Annotated in this window: 19 protein-coding genes; 2 read left to right on the forward strand and 17 right to left on the reverse strand. The window is 62.6% G+C overall.

Features of this window, described 5'->3' with window-relative positions:
* Positions 1 to 3: 3 nt before the first annotated feature.
* Positions 4 to 420, reverse strand: coding sequence for an acyl-CoA thioesterase (locus ACFO24_RS10310; RefSeq protein WP_207575364.1), 417 nt, complete (start codon positions 418 to 420; stop codon positions 4 to 6).
* A gap of 41 nt (positions 421 to 461) precedes the next feature.
* On the opposite strand from ACFO24_RS10310, the gene ACFO24_RS10315 reads away from it, so the two are divergent.
* Together ACFO24_RS10315 and ACFO24_RS10320 are read left to right on the forward strand one after the other, a co-directional pair.
* Positions 462 to 2,255 carry an ABCB family ABC transporter ATP-binding protein/permease gene (locus tag ACFO24_RS10315; RefSeq protein WP_377738269.1) on the forward strand — a complete coding sequence of 598 codons (1,794 nt, stop codon included), beginning with the start codon at positions 462 to 464 and terminating at the stop codon, positions 2,253 to 2,255.
* 39 nt (positions 2,256 to 2,294) lie between these two features.
* Complete coding sequence (locus ACFO24_RS10320; RefSeq protein WP_377738270.1) at positions 2,295 to 3,206, forward strand: NAD(P)-dependent oxidoreductase; 912 nt, start codon at positions 2,295 to 2,297, stop codon at positions 3,204 to 3,206.
* A gap of 199 nt (positions 3,207 to 3,405) precedes the next feature.
* On the opposite strand, the gene ACFO24_RS10325 is transcribed toward ACFO24_RS10320, so the two are convergent.
* The 16 genes from ACFO24_RS10325 to rsmH all read right to left on the reverse strand — a co-directional run bounded on the left by ACFO24_RS10325 (position 3,406) and on the right by rsmH (position 21,724).
* Complete coding sequence (locus ACFO24_RS10325) at positions 3,406 to 3,582, reverse strand: hypothetical protein (RefSeq protein ID WP_207575361.1); 177 nt, start codon at positions 3,580 to 3,582, stop codon at positions 3,406 to 3,408.
* A 24-nt stretch (positions 3,583 to 3,606) separates the two neighbouring features.
* Complete coding sequence (lpxC, locus tag ACFO24_RS10330) at positions 3,607 to 4,530, reverse strand: UDP-3-O-acyl-N-acetylglucosamine deacetylase (protein WP_377738271.1); 924 nt, start codon at positions 4,528 to 4,530, stop codon at positions 3,607 to 3,609.
* A gap of 153 nt (positions 4,531 to 4,683) precedes the next feature.
* A complete protein-coding gene (ftsZ, locus tag ACFO24_RS10335; protein ID WP_377738272.1) occupies positions 4,684 to 5,946 on the reverse strand; it encodes a cell division protein FtsZ in 1,263 nt (420 codons plus the stop codon).
* A gap of 109 nt (positions 5,947 to 6,055) precedes the next feature.
* Positions 6,056 to 7,285, reverse strand: a complete 1,230-nt coding sequence (ftsA, locus tag ACFO24_RS10340) for a cell division protein FtsA (RefSeq protein WP_207575358.1) — start codon at positions 7,283 to 7,285, stop codon at positions 6,056 to 6,058.
* Between the two features lies 1 nt (position 7,286).
* Entirely contained in the window at positions 7,287 to 8,138 is an 852-nt protein-coding gene (locus tag ACFO24_RS10345) for a cell division protein FtsQ/DivIB (RefSeq protein WP_377738273.1), read from the reverse strand.
* Between the two features lie 18 nt (positions 8,139 to 8,156).
* Positions 8,157 to 9,128 (reverse strand): D-alanine--D-alanine ligase, encoded by a 972-nt coding sequence (locus ACFO24_RS10350; RefSeq protein WP_377738274.1) that lies wholly within the window; start codon positions 9,126 to 9,128, stop codon positions 8,157 to 8,159.
* Entirely contained in the window at positions 9,125 to 10,555 is a 1,431-nt protein-coding gene (gene murC / locus ACFO24_RS10355; RefSeq protein WP_377738275.1) for a UDP-N-acetylmuramate--L-alanine ligase, read from the reverse strand. The genes ACFO24_RS10350 and murC overlap by 4 nt, the downstream gene beginning before the upstream one ends.
* Positions 10,552 to 11,622 (reverse strand): undecaprenyldiphospho-muramoylpentapeptide beta-N-acetylglucosaminyltransferase, encoded by a 1,071-nt coding sequence (gene murG / locus ACFO24_RS10360; RefSeq protein WP_377738276.1) that lies wholly within the window; start codon positions 11,620 to 11,622, stop codon positions 10,552 to 10,554. The genes murC and murG overlap by 4 nt, the downstream gene beginning before the upstream one ends.
* Positions 11,622 to 12,842 (reverse strand): putative lipid II flippase FtsW, encoded by a 1,221-nt coding sequence (gene ftsW / locus ACFO24_RS10365; protein WP_377738383.1) that lies wholly within the window; start codon positions 12,840 to 12,842, stop codon positions 11,622 to 11,624. The genes murG and ftsW overlap by 1 nt, the downstream gene beginning before the upstream one ends.
* Positions 12,843 to 12,928: 86 nt before the next feature.
* The gene (gene murD / locus ACFO24_RS10370) at positions 12,929 to 14,629 is read right to left on the reverse strand and encodes a UDP-N-acetylmuramoyl-L-alanine--D-glutamate ligase (RefSeq protein WP_377738278.1); all 1,701 of its coding nucleotides are present in this window, start codon (positions 14,627 to 14,629) and stop codon (positions 12,929 to 12,931) included.
* 68 nt (positions 14,630 to 14,697) lie between these two features.
* Positions 14,698 to 15,876: a phospho-N-acetylmuramoyl-pentapeptide-transferase gene (gene mraY / locus ACFO24_RS10375; protein ID WP_377738279.1), complete on the reverse strand. Its 1,179-nt coding sequence runs from the start codon at positions 15,874 to 15,876 to the stop codon at positions 14,698 to 14,700.
* Positions 15,870 to 17,288 (reverse strand): UDP-N-acetylmuramoyl-tripeptide--D-alanyl-D-alanine ligase, encoded by a 1,419-nt coding sequence (locus tag ACFO24_RS10380; RefSeq protein ID WP_377738280.1) that lies wholly within the window; start codon positions 17,286 to 17,288, stop codon positions 15,870 to 15,872. The genes mraY and ACFO24_RS10380 overlap by 7 nt, the downstream gene beginning before the upstream one ends.
* On the reverse strand, positions 17,285 to 18,766 hold the full coding sequence (locus ACFO24_RS10385; RefSeq protein WP_377738281.1) for a UDP-N-acetylmuramoyl-L-alanyl-D-glutamate--2,6-diaminopimelate ligase: 1,482 nt from the start codon (positions 18,764 to 18,766) through the stop codon (positions 17,285 to 17,287). The genes ACFO24_RS10380 and ACFO24_RS10385 overlap by 4 nt, the downstream gene beginning before the upstream one ends.
* Positions 18,763 to 20,502, reverse strand: a complete 1,740-nt coding sequence (locus ACFO24_RS10390; RefSeq protein WP_377738282.1) for a peptidoglycan D,D-transpeptidase FtsI family protein — start codon at positions 20,500 to 20,502, stop codon at positions 18,763 to 18,765. Before ACFO24_RS10390 ends, ACFO24_RS10385 begins: the two co-directional genes overlap by 4 nt.
* A 2-nt stretch (positions 20,503 to 20,504) precedes the next feature.
* The gene (gene ftsL, locus ACFO24_RS10395) at positions 20,505 to 20,792 is read right to left on the reverse strand and encodes a cell division protein FtsL (protein ID WP_341352950.1); all 288 of its coding nucleotides are present in this window, start codon (positions 20,790 to 20,792) and stop codon (positions 20,505 to 20,507) included.
* 2 nt (positions 20,793 to 20,794) lie between these two features.
* Positions 20,795 to 21,724: a 16S rRNA (cytosine(1402)-N(4))-methyltransferase RsmH gene (gene rsmH, locus ACFO24_RS10400; protein ID WP_207575347.1), complete on the reverse strand. Its 930-nt coding sequence runs from the start codon at positions 21,722 to 21,724 to the stop codon at positions 20,795 to 20,797.
* Between the last annotated feature and the right edge of the window lie 50 nt (positions 21,725 to 21,774).

Below are 21,774 nucleotides of genomic sequence, written 5' to 3' on the forward strand. Positions count from 1 at the left end.
GGCTCAATGCACGGCCGCGGGTGCCACCGGGCGCGGGCGGCCTTCGTCGTCAATGGCCACATAGGTGAGGATGGCGTGCGCCACTTGCACATAGGCGTTTTGCGTGGCCAGGCGCTGGGCCAGCACCTGCACTTCCACCGTGACCGAGGTCGTGCCCACGCGCTCAATCTTGGCGTAGAACGAGAGCAAATCGCCCACGCGCACCGGCTGGGTGAATAAAAACTCTTTCACCGCCACCGTCGCCATGCGCCCCTGGCTCAAGCGCATGGGCAAGATGCAGCCGGCCAAATCGACCTGCGACATCAGCCAGCCGCCAAAAATATCGCCATTGGCGTTGCAATCAGCAGGCATGGGAATCACTTTCAATACCAGCTCGCGGTCAGCGGGCGGCGCTTGCAGGGTGAACTTATCCAGATTCATGGGGGACAATTCCTTCATCTTAAAACGCCCAATTCTCTCCTATGCCCCCATCCTTTGATTCCAGTGCGGCCAGCCACCGCCCCGGCGACTGGCGCACCATTGCCCGCCTGCTGCCCTATTTGTGGGAGTACAAGTGGCGCGTCATCATTGCCATTGCCTGCATGGTGGCCGCCAAAAGCGCCAACGTGGGCGTGCCCCTGCTCCTGAAACAGTTGATTGATGCCATGGACGTGCCCGCTGGCAGCGCCCAGGCGCTGCTGGTGGTGCCCGTGGGCCTGCTCGTGGCCTATGGGGCCTTGCGCTTTGCCAACTCTTTGTTCAATGAACTGCGGGAATTTGTCTTCTCCAAAGCCACCCACGGCGCGGCCCGCTCGATTGCGCTGGCCACGTTTGAGCACCTGCACCGCTTGAGCCTGCGCTTTCACCTGGAGCGGCAAACTGGCGGCATGACCCGCGACATCGAGCGCGGCGTGCGCGGCATTGAATCGCTGGTGTCGTTTGCGTTTTTCAACATCGTGGCCACCTTGGTCGAGGTGCTGCTGGTGCTCACAGTGTTGGGCAACAAGCTGGACATCGGCTTTGCCCTGATCACCCTGGCCGCGCTGGTGGTGTATGTGATTTTTACCGTGGCGGTGACCGAATGGCGCATTCAGTTTCGCCGCCAGGCCAACCAGTTTGATTCGGCGGCCAACACCAAGGCGGTCGATTCCCTGCTCAATTACGAAACGGTCAAATACTTCAACAACGAAGCCTTTGAGGCCCAACGCTACGACACCAGCTTGCAGCAACTGCGCAGCGCCCAGCTCAAAAGCCGCACCAGCCTGTCGCTGCTCAACGGCGGGCAGCAGCTGATCATTGCCATCGGGCTGGTGGCCATGCTGTGGCGGGCCACGCAAGGGGTGGTAGATGGGCGTTTGAGCCTGGGCGATCTGGTCATGGTGAATGCCTTCATGATTCAGATTTACATCCCGCTCAATTTTCTGGGCGTGATCTACCGCGAAATCAAGCAAAACCTGGTCGATCTGGACAAGATGTTCACCCTGATGGACCGCCCGCAAGAGGTGCAAGACCGCCCCGATGCCACCGCGCTGACCGATCTGGCCACGCCCACCGTGCGCTTTGAGAACGTGCGTTTTGCCTACGAAGCCGGGCGGCCCATCCTGCACGGCCTGAGTTTTGAGATTCCGGCAGGCAAAACGGTGGCGGTGGTCGGCCCCTCGGGCGCGGGCAAATCCACCTTAAGCCGCCTGCTCTACCGTTTTTACGACGTGCAGGATGGCCGCATCACCATCGCCGGGCAAGACATTCGCCAAGTTACGCAAGCCAGCCTGCGCCGCGCCATCGGCATCGTGCCGCAGGATACGGTGCTGTTCAACGACAGCATTGCTTTCAACATCGCCTACGGCCGCACCGATGCCAGCCAAGAAGAGATTGAGCAGGCCGCCCGCGCCGCGCACATTCACAACTTCATCGCTGCCCAGCCCCAGGGCTATGCCACCACGGTGGGCGAGCGCGGCCTGAAGCTCTCCGGCGGCGAAAAGCAGCGCGTAGCCATTGCCCGCACCCTGCTCAAAGACCCGCCCATTTTGATTTTTGACGAAGCCACCAGCGCCCTCGATTCGGCCAACGAACGCGCCATCCAGGCCGAGCTGCGGGCCGCTGCCCAGGGCAAAACCACCTTGGTGATTGCCCACCGCCTGTCCACCGTGGTCGATGCGCACGAAATTCTGGTGCTCGATGCCGGCCAGATTGTCGAGCGCGGTAACCACCAGCAACTGCTGGCACTGAATGGCCGCTACGCCAGCATGTGGGCCCTGCAACAACAGTCCACTTAAACCACAACCACCTTGCACACCCACAACACCTTACACACCATGCCCACCCTCGCCACCTTGCCCCCCTCCCCTCTGACCCTGTGCCTGCTGGGCACCGGCAACATGGGCCTGCCCATGGCCCGGCGCTTGGCCCAAGCCGGTTACCCAATGCGTGTCTGGAACCGCACCCAGGCCAAGGCCGAAGTCTTGGCCGCAGATGGAGCCGTCATTTGCGCCACCCCGCGCCAAGCCTGCAGCGGGGCCGACATCACCCTCAGCCTGCTGGAAAACGGCGATGTGGTCGAACAGGTGCTGTTTGGCCTGGGCGCGGACAGTGCCTGCCACGGCCTGGCCAGCGGCAGCCTGGTCATCGACATGGCCTCGATCCAGCCGCGCCAAGCCCGTGCGCACGCCCAACGCCTGCAGGCGCAAGGCGTGCGGCACCTGGATGCTCCTGTTTCAGGAGGTACTGTCGGTGCAGAGGCGGGCACTTTGGCAATCATGGTCGGTGGAGATGTTGAAGATGCAGCGCAAGCAGCTCCTATTTTTAATGTTTTAGGCCGTGCCACGCATGTGGGCCCCCACGGCAGCGGGCAACTGGCCAAGCTGGCCAACCAAATGATTGTGGGCATCACCATCGGCGCTGTGGCCGAAGCCCTGCTGCTGTGCGAACAAGGCGGGGCCGACCCGGCCAAAGTGCGCGAAGCCATTACTGGCGGCTTTGCCGACAGTCGCATCCTGCAACTGCACGGCCAGCGCATGGTGCAGCGCAACTTTGCCCCTGGGGCCCGCATGGGCGTGCAGCTCAAAGACCTGCGCAATGCGCAAACGACTGCGGCAGAAGTGGGGCTAGAGGTGCCGATTACCGATTTTTTCGCCCAGCTCTACACCAGCGCCGTGGAACATGGCTTTGACCAGCTCGACCACAGCGGCCTGTTTGCCGAACTGGCCCGGCGCAATGGGCTGCAATGACTCACCCGCTGAATCACCCGCCAAGGCACCGCCTGGCTAAGAACGTGTTCATGATCTCGAATGAAGGTGTGGGGGATGCGGTTCGGGATGGGTTGCGAGGCGCAAACCACAGCAATAGCTTGGCTATTGCGAGGATTTGCAACGACGCAGACCGCCCGAAGCCGCGCCCGCACACCCATGAGGAGATCGTGAACACGTTCTAAACAATGCGGCCCAGCATCAGCACGGCAAAAAAGCTGATGCCCGCAATCACACTCCACTTCAAAATCAACAGCGCCCAGCGTTTGAAATAAACGCGGCCTGTGCCCAGATAAAACGCAAACGACAGCGCCGCCCCCAGCAACAAAAACAGCACCAACCAACGAAAAATCAGCATGCCAGCTCCTGGGTTGTGCTGTGTTTACCAGGCCGCAGCGACAGCATTAAATCCGGCCGGCGCGTCCCGATCGCGGGCAAAGGTCACCTCCTCCCAACTCTCGGGCTGGGCCAGCAAGGCCCGCAGCAGCTGGTTGTTCATGGCATGGCCAGAGCGAAACGCGCTGTATGCGCCCAAGATCGGGCGGCCAATCAGGTACAAATCGCCAATCGCATCAAGAATTTTGTGTTTGACAAACTCATCCCCGTAGCGCAAACCATCGCTGTTCAACACCTTGTAGTCGTCCATCACAATCGCATTGTCCAGACCACCGCCCAGCGCCAAGCCATTGGTGCGCAGCATTTCTACATCGCGGGTAAAGCCAAAAGTGCGGGCCCGTGCAATATCGCGCACGTAATCCCCCCGGCCAAAATCAAACTCAAAGCTTTGCCCCGTTGAATCCACCGCCGGATGGGCAAAATCAATTTCAAAGCGCAATTTAAAACCATGGTAGGGCTCAAACCGGGCCCACTTCAATTGGGCACCAGCACCTTCGCGCACCTCCACAGGCTTTATCACGCGAATAAATTTTTTTGCTACTTTTTGTAATTCAATACCGGCACTTTGCAATAGAAATACAAAGGAAGAAGAAGAACCATCCAAAATGGGCACTTCCTCGGCCGTAATATCAATCACGATATTGTCAATTCCCAGCCCGCACAAAGCCGACATCAAGTGCTCCACCGTATGCACCTTGGCCCCGGCTGCGCCAATCGTCGAGGCCATGCGGGTATCGACCACCGCTTGCGCAGAAATGGCAATATCCACCGGTTCCGGCAAATCAACGCGGCGAAAAACAATACCGGTATCCGGGGGCGCGGGCCGCAGCGTCATCTCCACCCGCTGGCCACTGTGAAGCCCCATGCCCACGGCACGGGTGAGTGTTTTAATGGTTCTTTGCTCTAGCATGGCGCGATTGTAGAGAGCTAAAACAAAAACCATCCAAAGCAAACTTATAGATTTTTCTATAAGCACCATGGATGGTTTCTAAGGCTGCCCAGCCGAAGCTGGAATCGCCACCAGACTGGGCGCGTGGGCCGCAGAGAATACGGCTCAGTGCCCTTAATCGGCCTGCTTGCGCAAGAAAGCGGGAATTTCCAAATCGTCCATGCCGCCAGAGGACAAGGCATCCACACGGGCCGCAGCATGGGTGCGGCTGGTGCGGTTAGAGCCCCAAACGCTGGAGGTCGAGGCATCGCCGCTGCCATAGGCACCCGCGGCACCCACGGGAGCAGCAGCCACCGGATTGCCGCCGGCCAACGCCGCGTTCATGCTGGCCGTTGGGGTGCCCACCAGGGTCATGTTGTCGGTACCAGTGCGCAAACCACCCTGTACCACCGACATGGCCTGGCGACGTGCCCCTGGACGGGACAGGCCCGTGGCCACCACCGTCACGCGAATATCTTCACCCAGGCTGTCGTCATACGCTGCCCCGTAAATCACGTGGGCATCTTCCGAAGCATAGGCCTTGATGGTGGTCATGGCCTGGCGCGACTCCGACAGCTTCAAGCTGCCACGGGCCGCCGTGACCAGCACCAACACGCCTTTGGCACCCGAAAGGTCAATGCCTTCCAGCAGCGGGCAAGCCACTGCTTGCTCGGCGGCAATGCGGGCGCGATCGGGGCCGCTGGCACGGGCCGTGCCCATCATGGCCTTGCCCGGTTCGCCCATCACGGTGCGCACGTCTTCAAAGTCAACGTTCACATGCCCGTATTCATTGATGATTTCAGCGATACCGCCCACCGCATTGCGCAGCACATCGTTGGCGTGGGAAAACGCCTCTTCCTGGGAGACATCGTCCCCCAAGACTTCCAGCAATTTTTCATTGAGCACGACGATCAGGGAATCGACGTTGGCCTCCAGTTCAGACAGGCCCTCGTCGGCGTTTTTCATGCGGCGGTTGCCCTCCCACTCGAAGGGTTTGGTCACCACACCAACAGTCAAAATCCCCATTTCCTTGGCCACGCGGGCAATGACGGGAGCGGCCCCCGTGCCCGTGCCACCGCCCATACCGGCGGTAATAAAAAGCATGTGCGAGCCATCAATAGCGGCACGAATATCTTCCACAGCAGCCTCGGCCGCTTCGCGGCCTTTGTCGGGTTTGCTGCCCGCGCCCAAGCCGCTTAGCCCCAGCTGGATGGTGCGGTTAGCGTTGCTGCGAATCAAGGCCTGCGCATCGGTGTTGGCACACACGAACTCCACACCCTGGACGCTGTTGGCGATCATGTGCTCAACCGCGTTGCCGCCACCACCACCGACCCCGATCACTTTAATCTGAGTACCTTGGTTAAATTTTTCGGCGTCGATCATCTCGATAGTCGTCATGCGGGAACTCCTGGAAACCTTGTCAATCATGCACTGCTAGTGTTTTATTGGAAAGCAAATTCAATTTGCCATCGCGCAAATGTATCTGGAAAGCTTCAGATAGCGATACCTAGAAGTTTCCCACAATAAAGTCTCTGAATCGGCCTAAAGCGGTCTTCATCGAGCCACTTTTTTGTGCCACCTTGAAACCGCGCAAGCGCGCCAGGCGCGCTTCCTCCAATAATCCCATCACCGTTGCTGAGCGTGGTTGGGCCACCATATCGGCCAAAGCGCTGGCATATTGGGGCACCCCCCGGCGCACCGGCTTGAGAAAAATATCCTCTCCCAGCTCCACCATCCCCGGCATGACCGAGCTGCCGCCCGTGATCACCACCCCGGAGGAGAGCACCTCTTCATAGCCCGATTCGCGAATGACTTGGTGCACCAGATGAAAAATTTCTTCGACCCGCGGCTCAATCACCCCGGCCAAGGCCTGCTTGCCCAGCATGCGCGGCCCCCGGTCGCCCAGGCCGGGCACTTCCACCTGGGCCTGCGGATCGGCCAGCGATTGCTTGGCAAAACCGCTCTCGACCTTGATGTCTTCGGCATCTTTCGTGGGCGTGCGCAGGGCCATGGCGATATCGCTGGTAATTAAATCGCCCGCAATCGGAATCACCGCCGTATGGCGAATGGCCCCACCGGTAAAGATCGCCACATCGGTGGTGCCGGCACCAATATCGACCAAGACCACGCCCAATTCGCGCTCGTCATCGGTCAGCACCGATTGGCTGGCGGCCAGGGGATTGAGCAGCAATTGCTCCACTTCCAAGCCACAACGGCGCACGCATTTAATGATGTTTTCCGCCGCACTTTGGGCCCCGGTGACGATGTGTACTTTCGCTTCCAAACGAATGCCGCTCATGCCGATGGGCTCTTTAACGTCTTGTCCGTCAATGACAAATTCTTGCGGCTCGACCAACAGCAGGCGCTGATCGGACGAAATACTCACCGCCTTGGCCGTTTCAATCACCCGGGCCACATCCGTGGGCGTGACTTCTTTGTCTTTAATGGCCACTACGCCACTTTGATTAAGGCCCCGAATATGGCTACCGGTGATGCCGGTATGCACGCGCTGAATTTTGCAATCGGCCATCAGCTCGGCTTCTTTTAAAGCCTGCTGAATGCTTTGCACGGTGGCTTCAATATTGACCACCACCCCGCGCTTTAATCCGTTGCTGGAGGCGACCCCCAAGCCCGCCAGCTTTAAATCGCCATTGGGCAACACTTCGGCCACCACAGCCATGACTTTGGAGGTGCCGATATCCAGCCCTACCACCACATCTTTGTACTCTCTTGCCATTTCAGTGTCTGCCCTCTGCAGGTCGATTTTTTGGACTATTTGTTGTTGTTGCTGCTGCTTGGCGCTGTGCCAAGGCCTTGGCCGCAGCGGGTGAAATTGTGTTCACGCCACGCAAGCGCAAAGCATAACCATCGGTATAGCGCAAATCGGCGTACTCTATAGCATTTGCCGTGCGTTGGTAGCGTTCCAGCACCGTGCGCACCGTGCGCAGCCAGCGCTGGGTGCGCTGCAAAACTTGTTCGGGGGTGCCGCTGCCCAATTCAAGGTGCGCTTCATTGCTCAGCACCAGCAGCCAGCTGCCCCGGTCACGCAGGCTCAGGGCATCGACCGAAAGGTCCAGCGCTTGAAACAATGGCTCCAGCGCATAAAACATGGCCAACACCTGGGGGGCCGAGCCCTCGGGGCCGTCCAGGCGGGGCAAGCCCTCGCGTTCGAGTTCGCCCAAGTTGGCTTCAAACACTTCCCCAAAGGTATTGACCATGGCCGCACCCGAAGCCGCGCCCCAGTACGCCTGGGCCACATGCTCATGCAAGAGCACACGCAAACTATTGGGGTACGCGCGGCGCACTTCGGCTTTGCGCACCCAGGGCACCTGCTCGAATACGGTCTGCGCCTGGGGCAAATCAATGGTGAAAAAATTACCAGCCAAATGCGGGGCCACATTGGCCCGCAAGGTCACCGCGTTGTTGTGCACCAATTCACCTTCCACCACGATGCGGTTAATCGAAAACACCGGATGGCGCAGCGCCCAGCCCACAACCAGCACCAGCACCAGAATGCACCCGCCCCCAAACATGAACGAAGCCGTCACGTTCATGAGACGAATATCCAGGGGGGTGGGCCGCTCGCGCATACACAGTCACTGCCGTGGCTAGGAAGTGGCAGCTGCGCTGTCCAGAGTGGCTGTGGCCAGCAGCTGCAGGCACAGTGCCTCGTAGCTGATGCATTGGGCCCGGGCAGCCATGGGCACCAGGGAGTGGCCCGTCATGCCCGGCGAGGTATTGATTTCCAGCAAGAACGGCTTGCGGTCGCTGGCGCGAATCATCACATCGGCGCGCGCCCAGCCCCGGCAGCCCAGGGTGCGGTAGGCTTTTTCCACCATGCGCTGGATGGCCTCCTCTTCCTGCGGCGGCAGGCCGCTGGGGCAGTGGTATTGGGTGGTGTCGGTGAAGTATTTGTTCTGGTAATCGTAATTACCGTCGGGCGCGACGATGCGGATCAGGGGCAGCGCCTGGGCGGCCGCGCCGGTGCCCAGCACGGGGCAGGTGGTTTCGTCACCAGCAATAAATTCTTCGCACAGCACTTCGGGGTCGTACCGGGCGGCCAGGGCATAAGCCTGGGCGCATTGCTCGGCGCTAGTAACTTTGGTCAGGCCAATGGTGGAGCCTTCGCGCGCCGGTTTAACAATCATGGGGCTGCCCAGGGCGGCAAAGGCCGCTTGCGTATCGGCCACACTGGCCACCATGCGCCAATCGGGGGTGGGCAGGCCTTCAAAACGCCAGATGCGCTTGGTCATGATTTTGTCCATGGCCATGCTCGAAGCCATCACGCCCGAGCCGGTGTAGGGGATGCCCAGCAGCTCCAGCGCGCCTTGCACCGTGCCGTCTTCGCCGTGGCGACCGTGCAGGGCAATAAAGCAGCGGGCAAAGCCTTCGGTTTTCAGCGCGCACAGGTCTTTTTCGGCTGGATCGAATGCATGGGCATCGACCCCTTGCGCACGCAGGGCGTTCAGCACGCCCTGCCCAGACATCAGAGAGACTTCGCGCTCCGAAGAGCGTCCACCCAGCAGCACCGCCACTTTACCGAAAGCGGCAGGTGTTAATTTGTCATTGTTTTGTGTCATAACCCACGTCCAATATGCGTCTCTAGCTTGTCTTTTGCGAGCAGCTGTACTACTTTGGCTGGCACCGCACCAATCGATCCGGCCCCCATGGTCAGCACCACATCGCCCGGGCGGGCATTGTCCACGATGGTGCTGGGCATTTGGGCAATGTCCGCTACAAATAAAGGCTCCACCTTGCCCGCCACGCGCAGTCCCCGAGCCAAGGCGCGGCCATCGGCGGCCTGGATCGGCTCTTCACCGGCGGCATAGACTTCGGCCAGCAACACGGCATCGGCCTGGCTGAGCACCTGCACAAAGTCTTCAAAGCAATCGCGGGTGCGGGTGTAGCGGTGGGGCTGAAAGGCCAACACCAAGCGCCGCCCCGGAAAGGCCCCGCGTGCCGCAGCAATGGTGGCCTGCATTTCCACCGGGTGGTGGCCGTAGTCATCAATCACGGTGAACTGGCCGCCTGCGCACGGCAGCTCGCCGTAGCGCTGAAAGCGCCGACCTACGCCTTTGAAGTTTTCCAGCGCCCGCAGCACGGCGGCATCGTCCACTTCCAGCTCCATGGCAATGGCCACGGCCGCCAGGGCGTTCAAGACGTTGTGCTCACCCGGCAGGTTCAGGGTGACGTGCAGCGGCGGATAGGGCTTGCCGTTTTGCCGCAGCACGGTAAAGCGCATTTGGCCCTGCTCGGCGCGAACATCCACCGCCCGCACCTGCGCGCCTTCGGCCAGGCCATAGGTGGTGACCGGGCGGGCCAGCTGGGGCAGGATGTCGCGAATGGCGGGGCTTTCGGTGCAGACAATGGCCCGGCCATAAAACGGCATGCGGTGCAAAAAGTCGAGAAAAGCCTGCTTCAACCGCCCAAAATCGTGGCCATAGGTCTCCATGTGGTCGGCATCGATGTTGGTCACCACGGCCATGACGGGCAGCAGGTTCAGAAACGAGGCATCAGATTCGTCCGCCTCGACCACGATGTAATCGCCCTGGCCCAGCTTGGCATTGGCCCCGGCGCTGTTGAGCCGCCCGCCAATCACAAAGGTGGGATCCAGCCCGGCCTCGGCCAGCACACTGGCGACCAGGCTGGTGGTGGTGGTTTTGCCATGCGCTCCGGCAATGGCGATGCCGGTTTTAAAGCGCATCAACTCGGCCAGCATCAGGGCGCGGGGCACGACGGTGATTTTTTGCGCCCGCGCGGCCACCACTTCCGGATTGTCAGCGCGCACCGCGGTCGAGGTGACGATGACCTGCGCCCCGGCAATGTGCTCTGCGGCGTGGCCAATAAAGGTGGCAATGCCCAAGGACTGCAGGTGCTGCAAGGTGGCACTGTCGGCCAAGTCCGACCCCGAGATGGTGTAGCCCAGGTTGTGCAGCACTTCGGCAATGCCGCTCATGCCCGAGCCGCCAATGCCGACGAAGTGAATGTGTTGAATGGCGTGTTTCATCGGGCCAGCTCCTGGCAGGCGGCCACCACGGCAGCGGTGGCTTCGGTTTTTTGCATCATTTTGGCCTTTTGCGCAGTCTCTAGCAGCGTTGAGCGCTGCATATTTTGAATCATGTGTGCCAGTTTTTCCGGGCTTAATGCCGTTTGTTGCACCACCCAGCCGCCCCCGGCATCGACCACAAAGCGGGCGTTGGTGGTTTGGTGGTCGTCCACCGCATGGGGAAAGGGCACGTAGATGGCGGCTGCGCCCACGGCGGCCAGCTCGGTCACAGTGCTGGCCCCGGCGCGGCAAATGACGAGGTCGGCCTGGGCGTACGCGCTGGCGGTGTCGTCAATGAACGGGGTCAATTCGGCCTGCACCCCGGCAGCGGCGTAGCTGGCCTGCAGGGCCTGCATTTGCTTGGCACCGCTTTGGTGCCGCACCTGCGGGCGTTGTTCAGGCGGAATCAGGGCCAGCGCCTGCGGCACGGTGTCGTTGAGCGCCTTGGCCCCCAGGCTGCCGCCCACCACCAAGATGCGCAACGGCCCGCTGCGTCCGGCAAAGCGCTCGGCCGGTGGGGGCTGCTGCAAAAATGCCTGGCGCAAGGGGTTGCCCACCCACTGCGCCCCCGGCAAGGCGTTGGGAAAGGCGCAGAACACGCGGCTGGCAACGTTGGCCAGCACTTTGTTGGCCATGCCGGCCACGGAATTTTGCTCGTGCAGGATGAGCGGCTTGCCCGCCAGCGTGGCCATCATGCCGCCGGGAAAGCTGATGTAGCCGCCCAGGCCAATGACCACGTCCGGACGCACGCGCCGCACCACGGCCCAGGCCTGGGCAAAGGCCCTGAGCAGGCGCAGCGGCAGCAAGGCCAGCGTAAGCAGCCCTTTGCCGCGCACGCCAGAGAAGTCGATTGTTTCTAAAGGAAAGCCCTGGGGCGGCACCAGGCGCTCTTCCATGCTGCCAGGGGCCCCCAGCCAATGGACTTTCCAGCCCTGCTCGCGCAGCGCCTGGGCCACGGCCAGGCCGGGGAAGATGTGCCCACCGGTGCCGCCCGCCATGACCAAGGCGGTTTTTTGTGTAGCACTCATCACGCTCTCCTGGGGCTTTGCAGTGCTTTGTTCTCGTAATCCACGCGTAGTACCACGGCAATAGCTATCAAATTAAACAAAATGGCGGAACCGCCAAAACTCATCAGCGGCAAGGTCAGCCCTTTGGTGGGCAGCGCCCCCAGGTTCACGCCCATATTGATAAAGGCCTGAAACCCCATCCAAATGGCCACCCCTTGCGCCACCAGGCCCGAAAAAACGCGGTCCAAAATAATCGCCTCGCGGCCAATTTCGGTCATGCGCCGCATCAGCCAGTAGAAGGCAAAAATCAACACCATCAGGCCGACAAAGCCAAACTCCTCGCCAATCACCGAGAACAAAAAGTCGGTGTGCGCCTCGGGCAACCAATGCAGTTTTTCCACGCTGCGGCCCAGGCCCACGCCGGTCACCTCGCCACGGCCGATGGCGATTAGCGCGTGCGTGAGCTGGTAGCCCTTGCCCAGGGCGTGCTCCATGTCCCAGGGGTTGAGGTAGGCAAAAATGCGCTCGCGCCGCCAGGGCGAGGTGGCGATCATGGCCACAAAGGCCAACACCACCAGCGCCCCCATGCCAAAAAACATGCGGGCATTGACCCCGCCCAAAAACAAAATCCCCATGGCGATGATGACGATCACCAAAAAAGCGCCCATGTCCGGCTCGGCCAGCAGCAGCACGCCAACAATCAGCACGGCAAACGCCATGGGCAGCACGGCACGAAAGAAGCGCTCTTTCACCGCCATGCGCCGCACCATGTAGTCGGCGGCGTACAAAAGCACGGCGAATTTGGCCAATTCGGAGGGCTGAAAATTCATCACCCCCAGCGACAGCCAGCGCCGCGAGCCATTCACGGACACGCCCACGTGGGGGATGAGCACAATCACCAGCAGCACCAGCGCCAGCATGAAAATGCGCGGGGCCAACTGCTCCCAGCGCTCCATCGGAATCTGAAAGGCCAGCAAGGCCGCCACAAAGCCCACGCCCAGCGAGATGGCGTGGCGCAGGGCGAAGTGGTAGGGCAGTATCTTGCCAAAGCGCGGGTTGTCCGCCATGGCAATCGAGGCCGAATACACCATCACCAGCCCCCAGGCCAGCAGGCCAATCACCACCCAAATCAGCGCCTGGTCCAGGCCCAGCGTGGTCGGCGGCAAGGCTTTGCTGCGGTACTGGGCATCGCCCACACGCACGGGCAGGACATCGACGGGCTTGTCCTGCGGGCCGCGCATCCAGCCGGTCAGGCGTGCGCGCCAAGAGCGGTGCGCCGAGGGCGCAGCGGACTGCTCGGGCGTGTGGTCCGTCTTTTGCTTGGCCATTAACTGCCCACCTCCAGCACCTGCCCGGCGGCCTCGGCCAGGGCCTGCACGGCCTCGGTAAACACCTGGGCGCGGTGGGCGTAGTCGCGGAACATGTCCATGCTGGCGCAGGCCGGCGAGAGCAACACGGCATCGCCCGGCTGCGCCTGGGCACGGGCCAGTCGCACGGCGCTGGGCAGATCGGCGGCATCGTGCAGCGCCACCCCGGTGGGGGCCAAGGCCTGGCGAATGGCGGGCGCATCGCGCCCGATCAACACCACAGCGCGCACATACTGGGCCACGGGCGCGGCCAGCGGAGCAAAGTCTTGCCCTTTGCCCAGGCCACCCAAAATTAGCACGATGCGCTGTTGCGGCCCCAAGCCGTGCAAGGCGGCCACGGTGGCCCCCACATTGGTGCCCTTGCTATCGTCGAAATACTCTATGCCATCGACCAGCCCCAGGGACTGCACCCGGTGCGGCTCGCCCCGGTATTCGCGCAGGCCAAACAAGAGCGGTGCCAGCGGGCAGCCCGCTGCCTGGGCCAGCGCCAAGGCGGCCAGGGCGTTGCAGGCGTTGTGCAGGCCGCGAATGCGCAGCACATCGGCCGGCAGCAGGCGCTGCAGAAACAGGCTGCCATCGGGCCCGGCCTCGTCGTGCGCGCGCACCAGCCAGCGCATGCCATTGACTTCTTCCAGGCCAAAGTCGCCCGGCTGCTGCGGCAGATTGCTGCCAAAGGTGGTGTGCCAGCGCGGCTGCAGCTTGCCGCCCTTCAATTTCACCGGCGCAGGCAGCATGGCCATGACGGCCTCGTCCTGGCGGTTGAGCACCATGCAGCCCTGGGCACCAAAAATTCGCGCTTTGGCGGCGGCATAAGCGGCCATGCTGCCGTGCCAGTCCAGGTGGTCTTGCGTAATGTTGAGCACCACGGCCGCGCTGGGCGCGAAATCTTGCACGCCCTCAAGCTGAAAGCTGGACAGCTCCAGCACCCAGGCCTGGGGCAAATTTTCAGCGTCCAGGTGGTGCGCCAGGGTATCGAGCAGGCTGGGGCCGATATTGCCCGCCACCGCCACCGACCAACCCGCATGCACCAGCAACTGGCCCGTGAGCGCGGTGACCGTGGTTTTGCCATTGGTGCCGGTAATGGCCAGCACTTTGGGCGCATAGCCGTGCTGCTGGGCCAAGGTGGCCAGGGCTTTGGCAAACAAATCCAACTCGCCGCCCACCGGCAGACCGATGGCGCGGGCAGCATCAACCACGGGCGCAATCTCCTGCGGGGCCAGCCCAGGCGAGCGGTACACGCTGGTCACGTCCTCCCCGGCCACCAACTCGGCGCTGAGCGGCCCGGCGATAAAACGCACGCTGGGCAACTCGGCCTGCAGCAGCGCCAACTGCGGCGGCGCACTGCGCGTATCGGCCACCGTCACCTGCGCCCCGGCGCGGGCGCACCAGCGGGCCATGGCCAGCCCAGACGCGCCCAGGCCCAGCACCAGCACGCGCTGGCCGCGCAGGTGCTGGGCGGCATCCTGCGGCCAGCGGGCAGGCACCGGGGGCCACTGCACGGCGGCCAGCGGCAGGTCGGCCTGCGCGTCGGCCGCGTCCGTGGCCGCAGCGGTTTGATCGTCTTGAAAAATCTGCGCGACAAAGGCCGCCGCGTCGCTGGCGGCGGTCAGCGCTTTGTTTTCAGGAGCTGTACCCGCTTGTTTTTCAATGCTTTCAGGCATATTTACCTCTGAAACCTTGATTTCATCAGCGGCAGGAGCTAGGTTTTTACTTTGTTGCACCATGGCGTTTACCGCAGTTTCAGGGTGGACAAACCAATCAGGCACAGCAGCATGGTGATGATCCAAAAGCGCATGACAACTTGGGTTTCCTTCCAGCCGCTTTTTTCAAAATGGTGGTGCAGCGGGGCCATTTTGAGCAAGCGCCGCCCTTCGCCGTAGCGCTTTTTGGTGTACTTGAAATAGGCGACCTGCAGCATGACGGACAACGCCTCCAGCACAAAAATGCCGCCCATGATGGCCAGCACGATCTCCTGGCGCACGATGACGGCAATCGTGCCCAGGGCACCACCCAGGGCCAGCGCCCCCACATCGCCCATGAAAATTTGCGCTGGGTGGGCGTTGAACCACAAAAAGGCCAGCCCCGCCCCGGCCATCGCCCCGCAAAACACCAGCAGCTCACCCGTGCCCGGAATGTGCGGCAGGTGCAGGTATTTGGCGTAGGTGCTGCTGCCCGTCACGTAGGCAAAAATGCCCAGCGAGGCGGCCACCAAAATCACCGGCATGATGGCCAAACCGTCCAAACCATCGGTCAAATTCACCGCATTGCTCGCGCCGACAATCACCAAATACGTCAGCACGACAAAGCCCAGCACCCCCAACGGGTAGCTGACCTGTTTGAAAAACGGCAGCATCAGCCCGGTTTGCGGCGGCAAATCCATCGAAAAACCCGATTGCACCCAGGTGATGAACAGCTCAAAAGCCCGGGCATTGCTGGACTCGGAAATGCTGAACACCAGCGCCAGCGCCGCCAGCAGGCCAATGACCGATTGCCAGAAATACTTCTCGCGCGAGCGCATGCCCTCGGGGTCTTTATTCACCACCTTGCGCCAGTCGTCCACCCAGCCAATCGCGCCAAAACCGAGGGTGACGATCAGCGTCGTCCAGACAAAGCGGTTGCTCAGCTCAAACCACAGCAGGGTGGAGATGGCAATCGACAACAAAATCAGCACCCCGCCCATGGTGGGCGTGCCGCTTTTGACCAAATGCGTTTGCATGGCGTAGCCGCGAATGGGCTGGCCCACTTTCAGCGCCGTGAGCATGCGAATCGCCTTGGGGCCAATCCACAGACCGATGAGCAAGGCGGTCATGGCCGCCATCACGGCGCGGAAGGTGATGTACTGCACCACGCGCAAAAACGTCCAGTCCGGCTGCAGGCTTTGCAACCACTGGGCCAACCAAATCAACATACCCCTGCTCCCTGCTGGGCGCTGGCCGCTTGCAGCGCCTGCACCACCTGTTCCATGCGCATGCTGCGCGAACCCTTGACCACCACGCTGGCCACCCCGGCCTGCACCGCGGCCAGCACCTGCGCTTGCACGGCGGCCATGTCGCTGCCATGCCACCCGGCGGGGCCAAATGCGGCCACAGCGCCCTGGCTTTGCGGGCCCAGTGCTATCAATTGCTCAATCCCAGCGGCACGGGCACTGTGCCCTACCTCGGCGTGGAAGGCCGGGCCTTGGTCGCCCACCTCGCCCATGTCGCCCAGCACCAGCAGGCGCGGGGCGGGCAACTCGGCCAGCACGGCAATGGCCGCTTGCATGGAATCGGGGTTGGCGTTGTAGGTGTCGTCCACCAGCGTCAGCGTGCGCCCCTGCCAGGGCAGGGCCAGCGCCCGGCTGCGCCCCGTCACCGGGGTGAAGGCCTGCAGGCCCTGGGCAATCGCCGCCAAGGGCACGCCAGCCGCCACCGCGCAGGCAGTGGCCGCCAAGGCATTGCGCACGTTGTGCCGCCCGGCAATGTGCAAGGCGGTGTGCAGCGGGCCGTGCGGGGTGGTGATGCTCACCTGCCAATGGTCGCCCTGCCACACGGCGTGCGACGCTTGCACATCGCCCACGCCAGCGCCAAAGGTGAGTACCGTGCGCCCAGCGGCCAAGCCTTGCCACAGGGGGCTAAAGGCATCGTCTGCTGGGAACACGGCTGTGCCATCAATCGGCAGCATGGCCAGCACGCTGCCGTTTTCTTCGGCCACGGCCTGCACGGTGTGCATGAATTCCTGATGCTCGCGCTGGGCGTTGTTCACCAGGGCGATGGTGGGCTGGGCAATACAAGCCAGGTCGGCAATCTCGCCGGGGTGGTTCATGCCCAGCTCGACCACGCCCAGGCGGTGCTGCGCGGTCAAGCGCAACAGCGTCAGCGGCACGCCAATCGCGTTGTTGAAATTGCCGCGCGTGGCAAAAGCGGCCTCGCCCGCTGCGGCGGTCAGGATGCTGGCCAGCATTTGCGTGACGGTGGTTTTGCCATTGCTGCCGGTCACCGCCACCAATGGCAGGCCAAACTGGCTGCGCCAACCGGCGGCCAGCGCCCCCAGGGCGGCGGTGGTATCGCTCACCTCCAGGCACGGCAAACCGGGCAGGCTGCGCCCCAGCTCGACCACGGCGGCAGCGGCACCGGCCGCTTGGGCCTGGGCCAAAAAGTCGTGCGCATCCAGGCGCTCGCCGCGCAGGGCGATGAAGAGATCGCCGGGCTGCACGCTGCGGCTATCGGTATGGACGCGCTGCAGGGCAAGGTGCTGGGCCCCTTCGGCAGCAGCGGCACTGCCGTACTGCACCTGGGGCAGGGTCTGGGCCATCCAGGCAGCCGCCTGGGCCAAAGTCATCATGGCTGGGTTCTTTCTTGGCGGGCCTGCACGGCGCGTGCGGCCTCGTGGTAATCGGAAAATGGGCGTTTGTGGCCCTGCGCGTCTTGGTAATCTTCGTGGCCTTTGCCGGCCAGCAAGACCACATCGCGGGCATCGGCCTGGGCAATGGCCTGGGCAATGGCGGCCGCGCGGTCCAGTTCATAAGGGGTCTGGGGGCGCATGCCCGCCAAGATATCGGCCACGATGGCCTGCGGGTCTTCCAGGCGCGGGTTGTCGCTGGTGACCAGCACCTGGTCGGCCCCTTGCTCGGCGGCGGCCCCCATCAGCGGGCGCTTGCGGGCATCGCGGTTGCCGCCACAGCCAAACACGCAGCACAGCCGCCCGCCCCGCGCCTGGGCCAAGGGGCGCAAAGCGGCCAGGGCTTGCACCAGAGCATCGGGGGTGTGCGCGTAGTCAATGGCCACCAAAGGCTGGCCCACCACGGCAATTTGCTGCATGCGCCCAGGCACGGGTTGCAAGCTGGCGCACGCCGCCACGGCCTGCGCCAGGCTGTGGCCTTGGCCGCGCAGCGTGGCCAGCACGCCCAACAGGTTGCTGATGTTGTACTGGCCAATCAGGGCCGTTTGCATGGGCTGGCGCTGCTGGCCCTCTACCACGGTAAAGGCCATGCCTTGGGCGGTGTGGGCAATATCGACGGCCATCAAGCGCGCGGGGTGCTGCAGACCCACCGTCCACACCTCCAGCGCGCTACGCGGGGCCAGCGTTTGCGCCAGCGCCCGGCCTTGGGCATCGTCCACATTCACCACCGCCACGCGCAGGCCGGGCCAATCGAACAGCTGGGCCTTGGCCTGCCAGTAAGCGTCCATGCTGCCGTGGTAGTCCAGGTGGTCTTGGGTGAAGTTGGTAAAAACGGCAGTATCAATAGCAGTGCCCGCAAGGCGATGCTCAACTATTCCAATAGATGAGGCCTCAATGGCTGCAAATTCAGCGCCAGCAGCTATGAATTTTGCAAACTCGGTCTGCAGCAGCACCGGGTCGGGTGTGGTCATGCCGGTGCTGGTGAAGTGCGGCGGCAGGCCCACCCCCAGGGTGCCAACCATGGCACAGCGCGGCAGGGCGTGGGCCAGCCACCAGGCGGTGCTGGTTTTGCCATTGGTGCCTGTAACCGCCACAATGCGCAGCGCCTGCGCGGGGTGGCCCAGCCACTGCGCGGCCAGGCTGCCGGTGATGGTTTTCAGGCCGGTAAAGCTGGCAATGCGGGCATCGGCAAACGCAAAGTCGGCGCTGCCGTCGTGCTCCACCAAGCAGGCCGCAGCGCCGTGCGCCAAGGCCTGGGCGACAAAGGCGCGGCCATCGACTGCGGCCCCCGGCCAAGCAATAAAAATATCGCCCGGCTGCACGTGGCGGCTGTCGGTGCGCAACTGCCCCTGGGGGGCGCGCGCGCGCAGCCAGGCCAAGGTGCTGGGCAGATCGGATAAATGCAAAAAAACTGAACTCACAAAGATTCCTCGACCGGATCGGCGACGATTTGGGGCTGCACGGCCATGTCCGGCGGCACGCCCATAAAGCGCAAACTTTGTTGCACCACGGCACTGAACACCGGCGCGGCCACGGTGCCACCGTAATAGGTGCCGTTGTTGGGCTCATCGACCATGACGGCGACGATGATGCGCGGCTCTTCCACCGGGGCCAGGCCGGTAAACCACGCGCGGTATTTGCCGGCGGCATAGCCCTTGCCCACCTGTTTGCGCGCCGTGCCGGATTTGCCGCCCACGGAGTAGCCCACCGTTTGCGCCCGCTGCCCCGTGCCCCCAGGGCCGGTGGCCAGGGCAAGCATGTGGCGCACGGCATTGGCCGTTTTGATGGAGAAGATCGGCACGCCCACGGGCGGCTGCTTGAGCTTGAGCATGGAGGCCGGAATCACCCGCCCATCATTGGAAAACACGGTGTACGAGCGCGCCATTTGCAGCAAACTGGCCGACAAGCCATAGCCGTAGGACATGGTGGCCTGCTCAATGGGCCGCCAGCTTTTAAAGGGCCGCAAGCGCCCACTGGCCACACCGGGGAAGGCAATTTGCGGCTTTTGCCCATAGCCCACGGCCGAGAAGGTTTCCCACATTTCCTGGGCGGTGAGTTGTTGGGCAATTTTGGTCACCCCAATATTGCTGGACTTTTGAATCACGCCTTCGACCGTGAGCACCCCGTGGTTGCGCGTATCGGAGATGGTCGAGCCGGTGACGTTCAAGCGCCCCGGCGAGGTATCAATCAAGGTATCGGGCCGGAACTTGCCCGACTCCAGGCCCATGGCCACCGTGATTGGTTTGACGGTTGAGCCCGGCTCAAACACATCGGTGATGGCACGGTTGCGCAGCTGCTCGCCCGTGAGTTTTTTGCGGTTGCCCGGGTCAAAACTGGGGTAGTTGGCCAAGGCCAGCAGCTCCCCCGTGCGCGCATCCATCACCACCACCGAGCCGCCCAGGGCTTTGTGGGCCAGCACCTGTTCTTTGATTTTTTGGTAGGCAAAAAACTGGATTTTGCTGTCGATGGACAGGGTAATTTCGCGCCCATCAATCGGCGGGATTTCTTCGCCCACGCCTTCCACCACCCGCCCCAGGCGGTCTTTGATCACCCGGCGCGAGCCCGGTTGGCCAGCCAGCTCTTTTTCAAAGGCCAGCTCCATGCCCTCTTGGCCTTTGTCCTCCACATTGGTAAAGCCAACAATGTGGGCCGCCGATTCACCCTCCGGGTACTGGCGCTTGTATTCGCGCGTTTGGTAGATGCCTTTGATGGCCAGCGCCTTGATTTGCTGGCCCACATCCCAATCGAGCTGGCGCTTGAGCCAGACAAAGGTTTTGTCCGTGTCCAGCTTTTGCTTGAGCTGCGCCAAGGGCACATCCATCAGCTGGGCCAACGCGGGCAGCTGGGCCAGCACGGCCGGATCGGCCATATCCACGTCTTCCGGGATGGCCCAGATGCTGGCCGCGGGCACGCTGGAGGCCAAAATCAGCCCGTTGCGATCCAAAATGCGGCCCCGGTTGGCCGCCAGCTCAATCGTGCGGGCAAAGCGCACCTCGCCCTGGCGCAGGAAAAAGTCATTGCCAATCAACTGCACATAGGCCGCGCGCCCGGCCAGGCCCAAAAAGCCCAGGGCCACCAACATCATCACCAAGCGGCTGCGCCACAGCTGGGTTTTGTGCGCCAGCAAGGAGCTGCTGCCATAAGAAACGCTGCGCATGCCTATTGCCCCACCCCACGGTCATCGCGCACATAGGTGGTCAGCGCTGGGGTGGCCGTTTCCATGCCCAGCTCTTGGGCCAATTTTTCAATGCGCACCGGGGCCGATTGGGCCCGCTGCTCCACCTGCAGGCGCTCGCGCTCTTCTTCCAGCTGCCGGTTTTTGGCAATCGCCTGGTCCAGCTCGGTAAACAAGCGCCGCGCTGCATACTGGGTTTGCACCAAGTACAGCGCACTGGCAATCACGGCCAGCAGCAACAAAATATGCATGCGCAGCAGCACCCGTTCCATGCTTACACCACGTCGGTACGCTGGGCAACGCGCATCACCGCACTGCGCGCGCGCGGGTTGGCCGCCACCTCGGCGGCGCTGGGCTTGATGCGCTGCACCGCCGTCAGGCGCATGGGCTGGGGCGGGGCCAGCGGCATGCGCCGGTCGTACACCTCTTTGGAGTGCTCGGCCATGAATTGCTTGACGATGCGGTCTTCCAGCGAGTGAAAGCTAATCACCACCAGCCAGCCGCCCGGCTGCAGCACCTGCAGGCTGGCGGCCAGGGCCTGCTCCAGCTCTTGCAGCTCGGCGTTGATAAAAATGCGCAGCGCTTGAAACGTGCGCGTGGCCGGGTTCTGGCCCGCTTCGCGGGTTTTGACCACGCGGGCCACCAGGCTGGCCAGCTCAGCGGTGGTCTGCAGCGGCCCTTGTGCCTCGCGCTGGGCGACGATGGCCTTGGCAATCGGAAAGGCAAAGCGCTCTTCGCCATAGTTGCGAATGACATCGGTGATCTGCTGCACCTCGGCCTCGGCCAGCCACTGGGCCACGCTCATGCCGCGCGTGGTGTCCATGCGCATGTCCAGCGGGCCATCAAAACGGAAGCTGAAACCGCGCTCTGGCGTGTCGATTTGCGGGGAACTGACCCCTAAATCCAAGAGTACGCCTGCGGTGCTAGCTATTGGTAATTCGGCCAGATGGCAAAAGCCCTGGTGGCGAATGCTAAAGCGCGGGTCATGGATGGTGGCCGCCTCGGCAATGGCTTGCGGGTCTTTGTCAAAGGCAATCAAGCGCCCCTGCGGCCCCAGCCGACTAAGCAGCAGCCGCGCATGGCCGCCGCGCCCAAAGGTGCCATCCACCCAGGTGCCAGCGGGCTGCTCGCCATGTCCTGCCAGCAAAGCGTGTACCGCTTCTTGGCGCAAAACCGTAATGTGTTCGGGCGAGGTGGAGGTCAAAGCAGCAGCCTTCAGCGGGTAGAGAAAAACAGAAAACCCTCTGGGACCAG

Source organism: Comamonas denitrificans (assembly GCF_042654745.1).
GTDB lineage: Bacteria > Pseudomonadota > Gammaproteobacteria > Burkholderiales > Burkholderiaceae_C > Comamonas > Comamonas denitrificans.

What these genes read in the sequence shown, in the direction of transcription:
- murG (WP_377738276.1), bottom strand. Translation starts at nt 11,622, where the DNA reads ATGAGTGCTACACAAAAAACCGCCTTGGTCATGGCGGGCGGCACCGGT.
- murD (WP_377738278.1), bottom strand. Translation starts at nt 14,629, where the DNA reads ATGCCTGAAAGCATTGAAAAACAAGCGGGTACAGCTCCTGAAAACAAA.
- ftsZ (WP_377738272.1), bottom strand. Translation starts at nt 5,946, where the DNA reads ATGACGACTATCGAGATGATCGACGCCGAAAAATTTAACCAAGGTACT.
- ACFO24_RS10320 (WP_377738270.1), top strand. Translation starts at nt 2,295, where the DNA reads ATGCCCACCCTCGCCACCTTGCCCCCCTCCCCTCTGACCCTGTGCCTG.
- mraY (WP_377738279.1), bottom strand. Translation starts at nt 15,876, where the DNA reads ATGTTGATTTGGTTGGCCCAGTGGTTGCAAAGCCTGCAGCCGGACTGG.
- ACFO24_RS10325 (WP_207575361.1), bottom strand. Translation starts at nt 3,582, where the DNA reads ATGCTGATTTTTCGTTGGTTGGTGCTGTTTTTGTTGCTGGGGGCGGCG.
- ftsA (WP_207575358.1), bottom strand. Translation starts at nt 7,285, where the DNA reads ATGGCAAGAGAGTACAAAGATGTGGTGGTAGGGCTGGATATCGGCACC.
- ACFO24_RS10380 (WP_377738280.1), bottom strand. Translation starts at nt 17,288, where the DNA reads ATGATGACTTTGGCCCAGGCGGCTGCCTGGATGGCCCAGACCCTGCCC.
- ACFO24_RS10315 (WP_377738269.1), top strand. Translation starts at nt 462, where the DNA reads ATGCCCCCATCCTTTGATTCCAGTGCGGCCAGCCACCGCCCCGGCGAC.
- ACFO24_RS10310 (WP_207575364.1), bottom strand. Translation starts at nt 420, where the DNA reads ATGAATCTGGATAAGTTCACCCTGCAAGCGCCGCCCGCTGACCGCGAG.
- ACFO24_RS10350 (WP_377738274.1), bottom strand. Translation starts at nt 9,128, where the DNA reads ATGACACAAAACAATGACAAATTAACACCTGCCGCTTTCGGTAAAGTG.
- ftsL (WP_341352950.1), bottom strand. Translation starts at nt 20,792, where the DNA reads ATGGAACGGGTGCTGCTGCGCATGCATATTTTGTTGCTGCTGGCCGTG.
- ACFO24_RS10390 (WP_377738282.1), bottom strand. Translation starts at nt 20,502, where the DNA reads ATGCGCAGCGTTTCTTATGGCAGCAGCTCCTTGCTGGCGCACAAAACC.
- lpxC (WP_377738271.1), bottom strand. Translation starts at nt 4,530, where the DNA reads ATGCTAGAGCAAAGAACCATTAAAACACTCACCCGTGCCGTGGGCATG.
- ftsW (WP_377738383.1), bottom strand. Translation starts at nt 12,842, where the DNA reads ATGCGCGGCCCGCAGGACAAGCCCGTCGATGTCCTGCCCGTGCGTGTG.
- murC (WP_377738275.1), bottom strand. Translation starts at nt 10,555, where the DNA reads ATGAAACACGCCATTCAACACATTCACTTCGTCGGCATTGGCGGCTCG.
- ACFO24_RS10345 (WP_377738273.1), bottom strand. Translation starts at nt 8,138, where the DNA reads ATGCGCGAGCGGCCCACCCCCCTGGATATTCGTCTCATGAACGTGACG.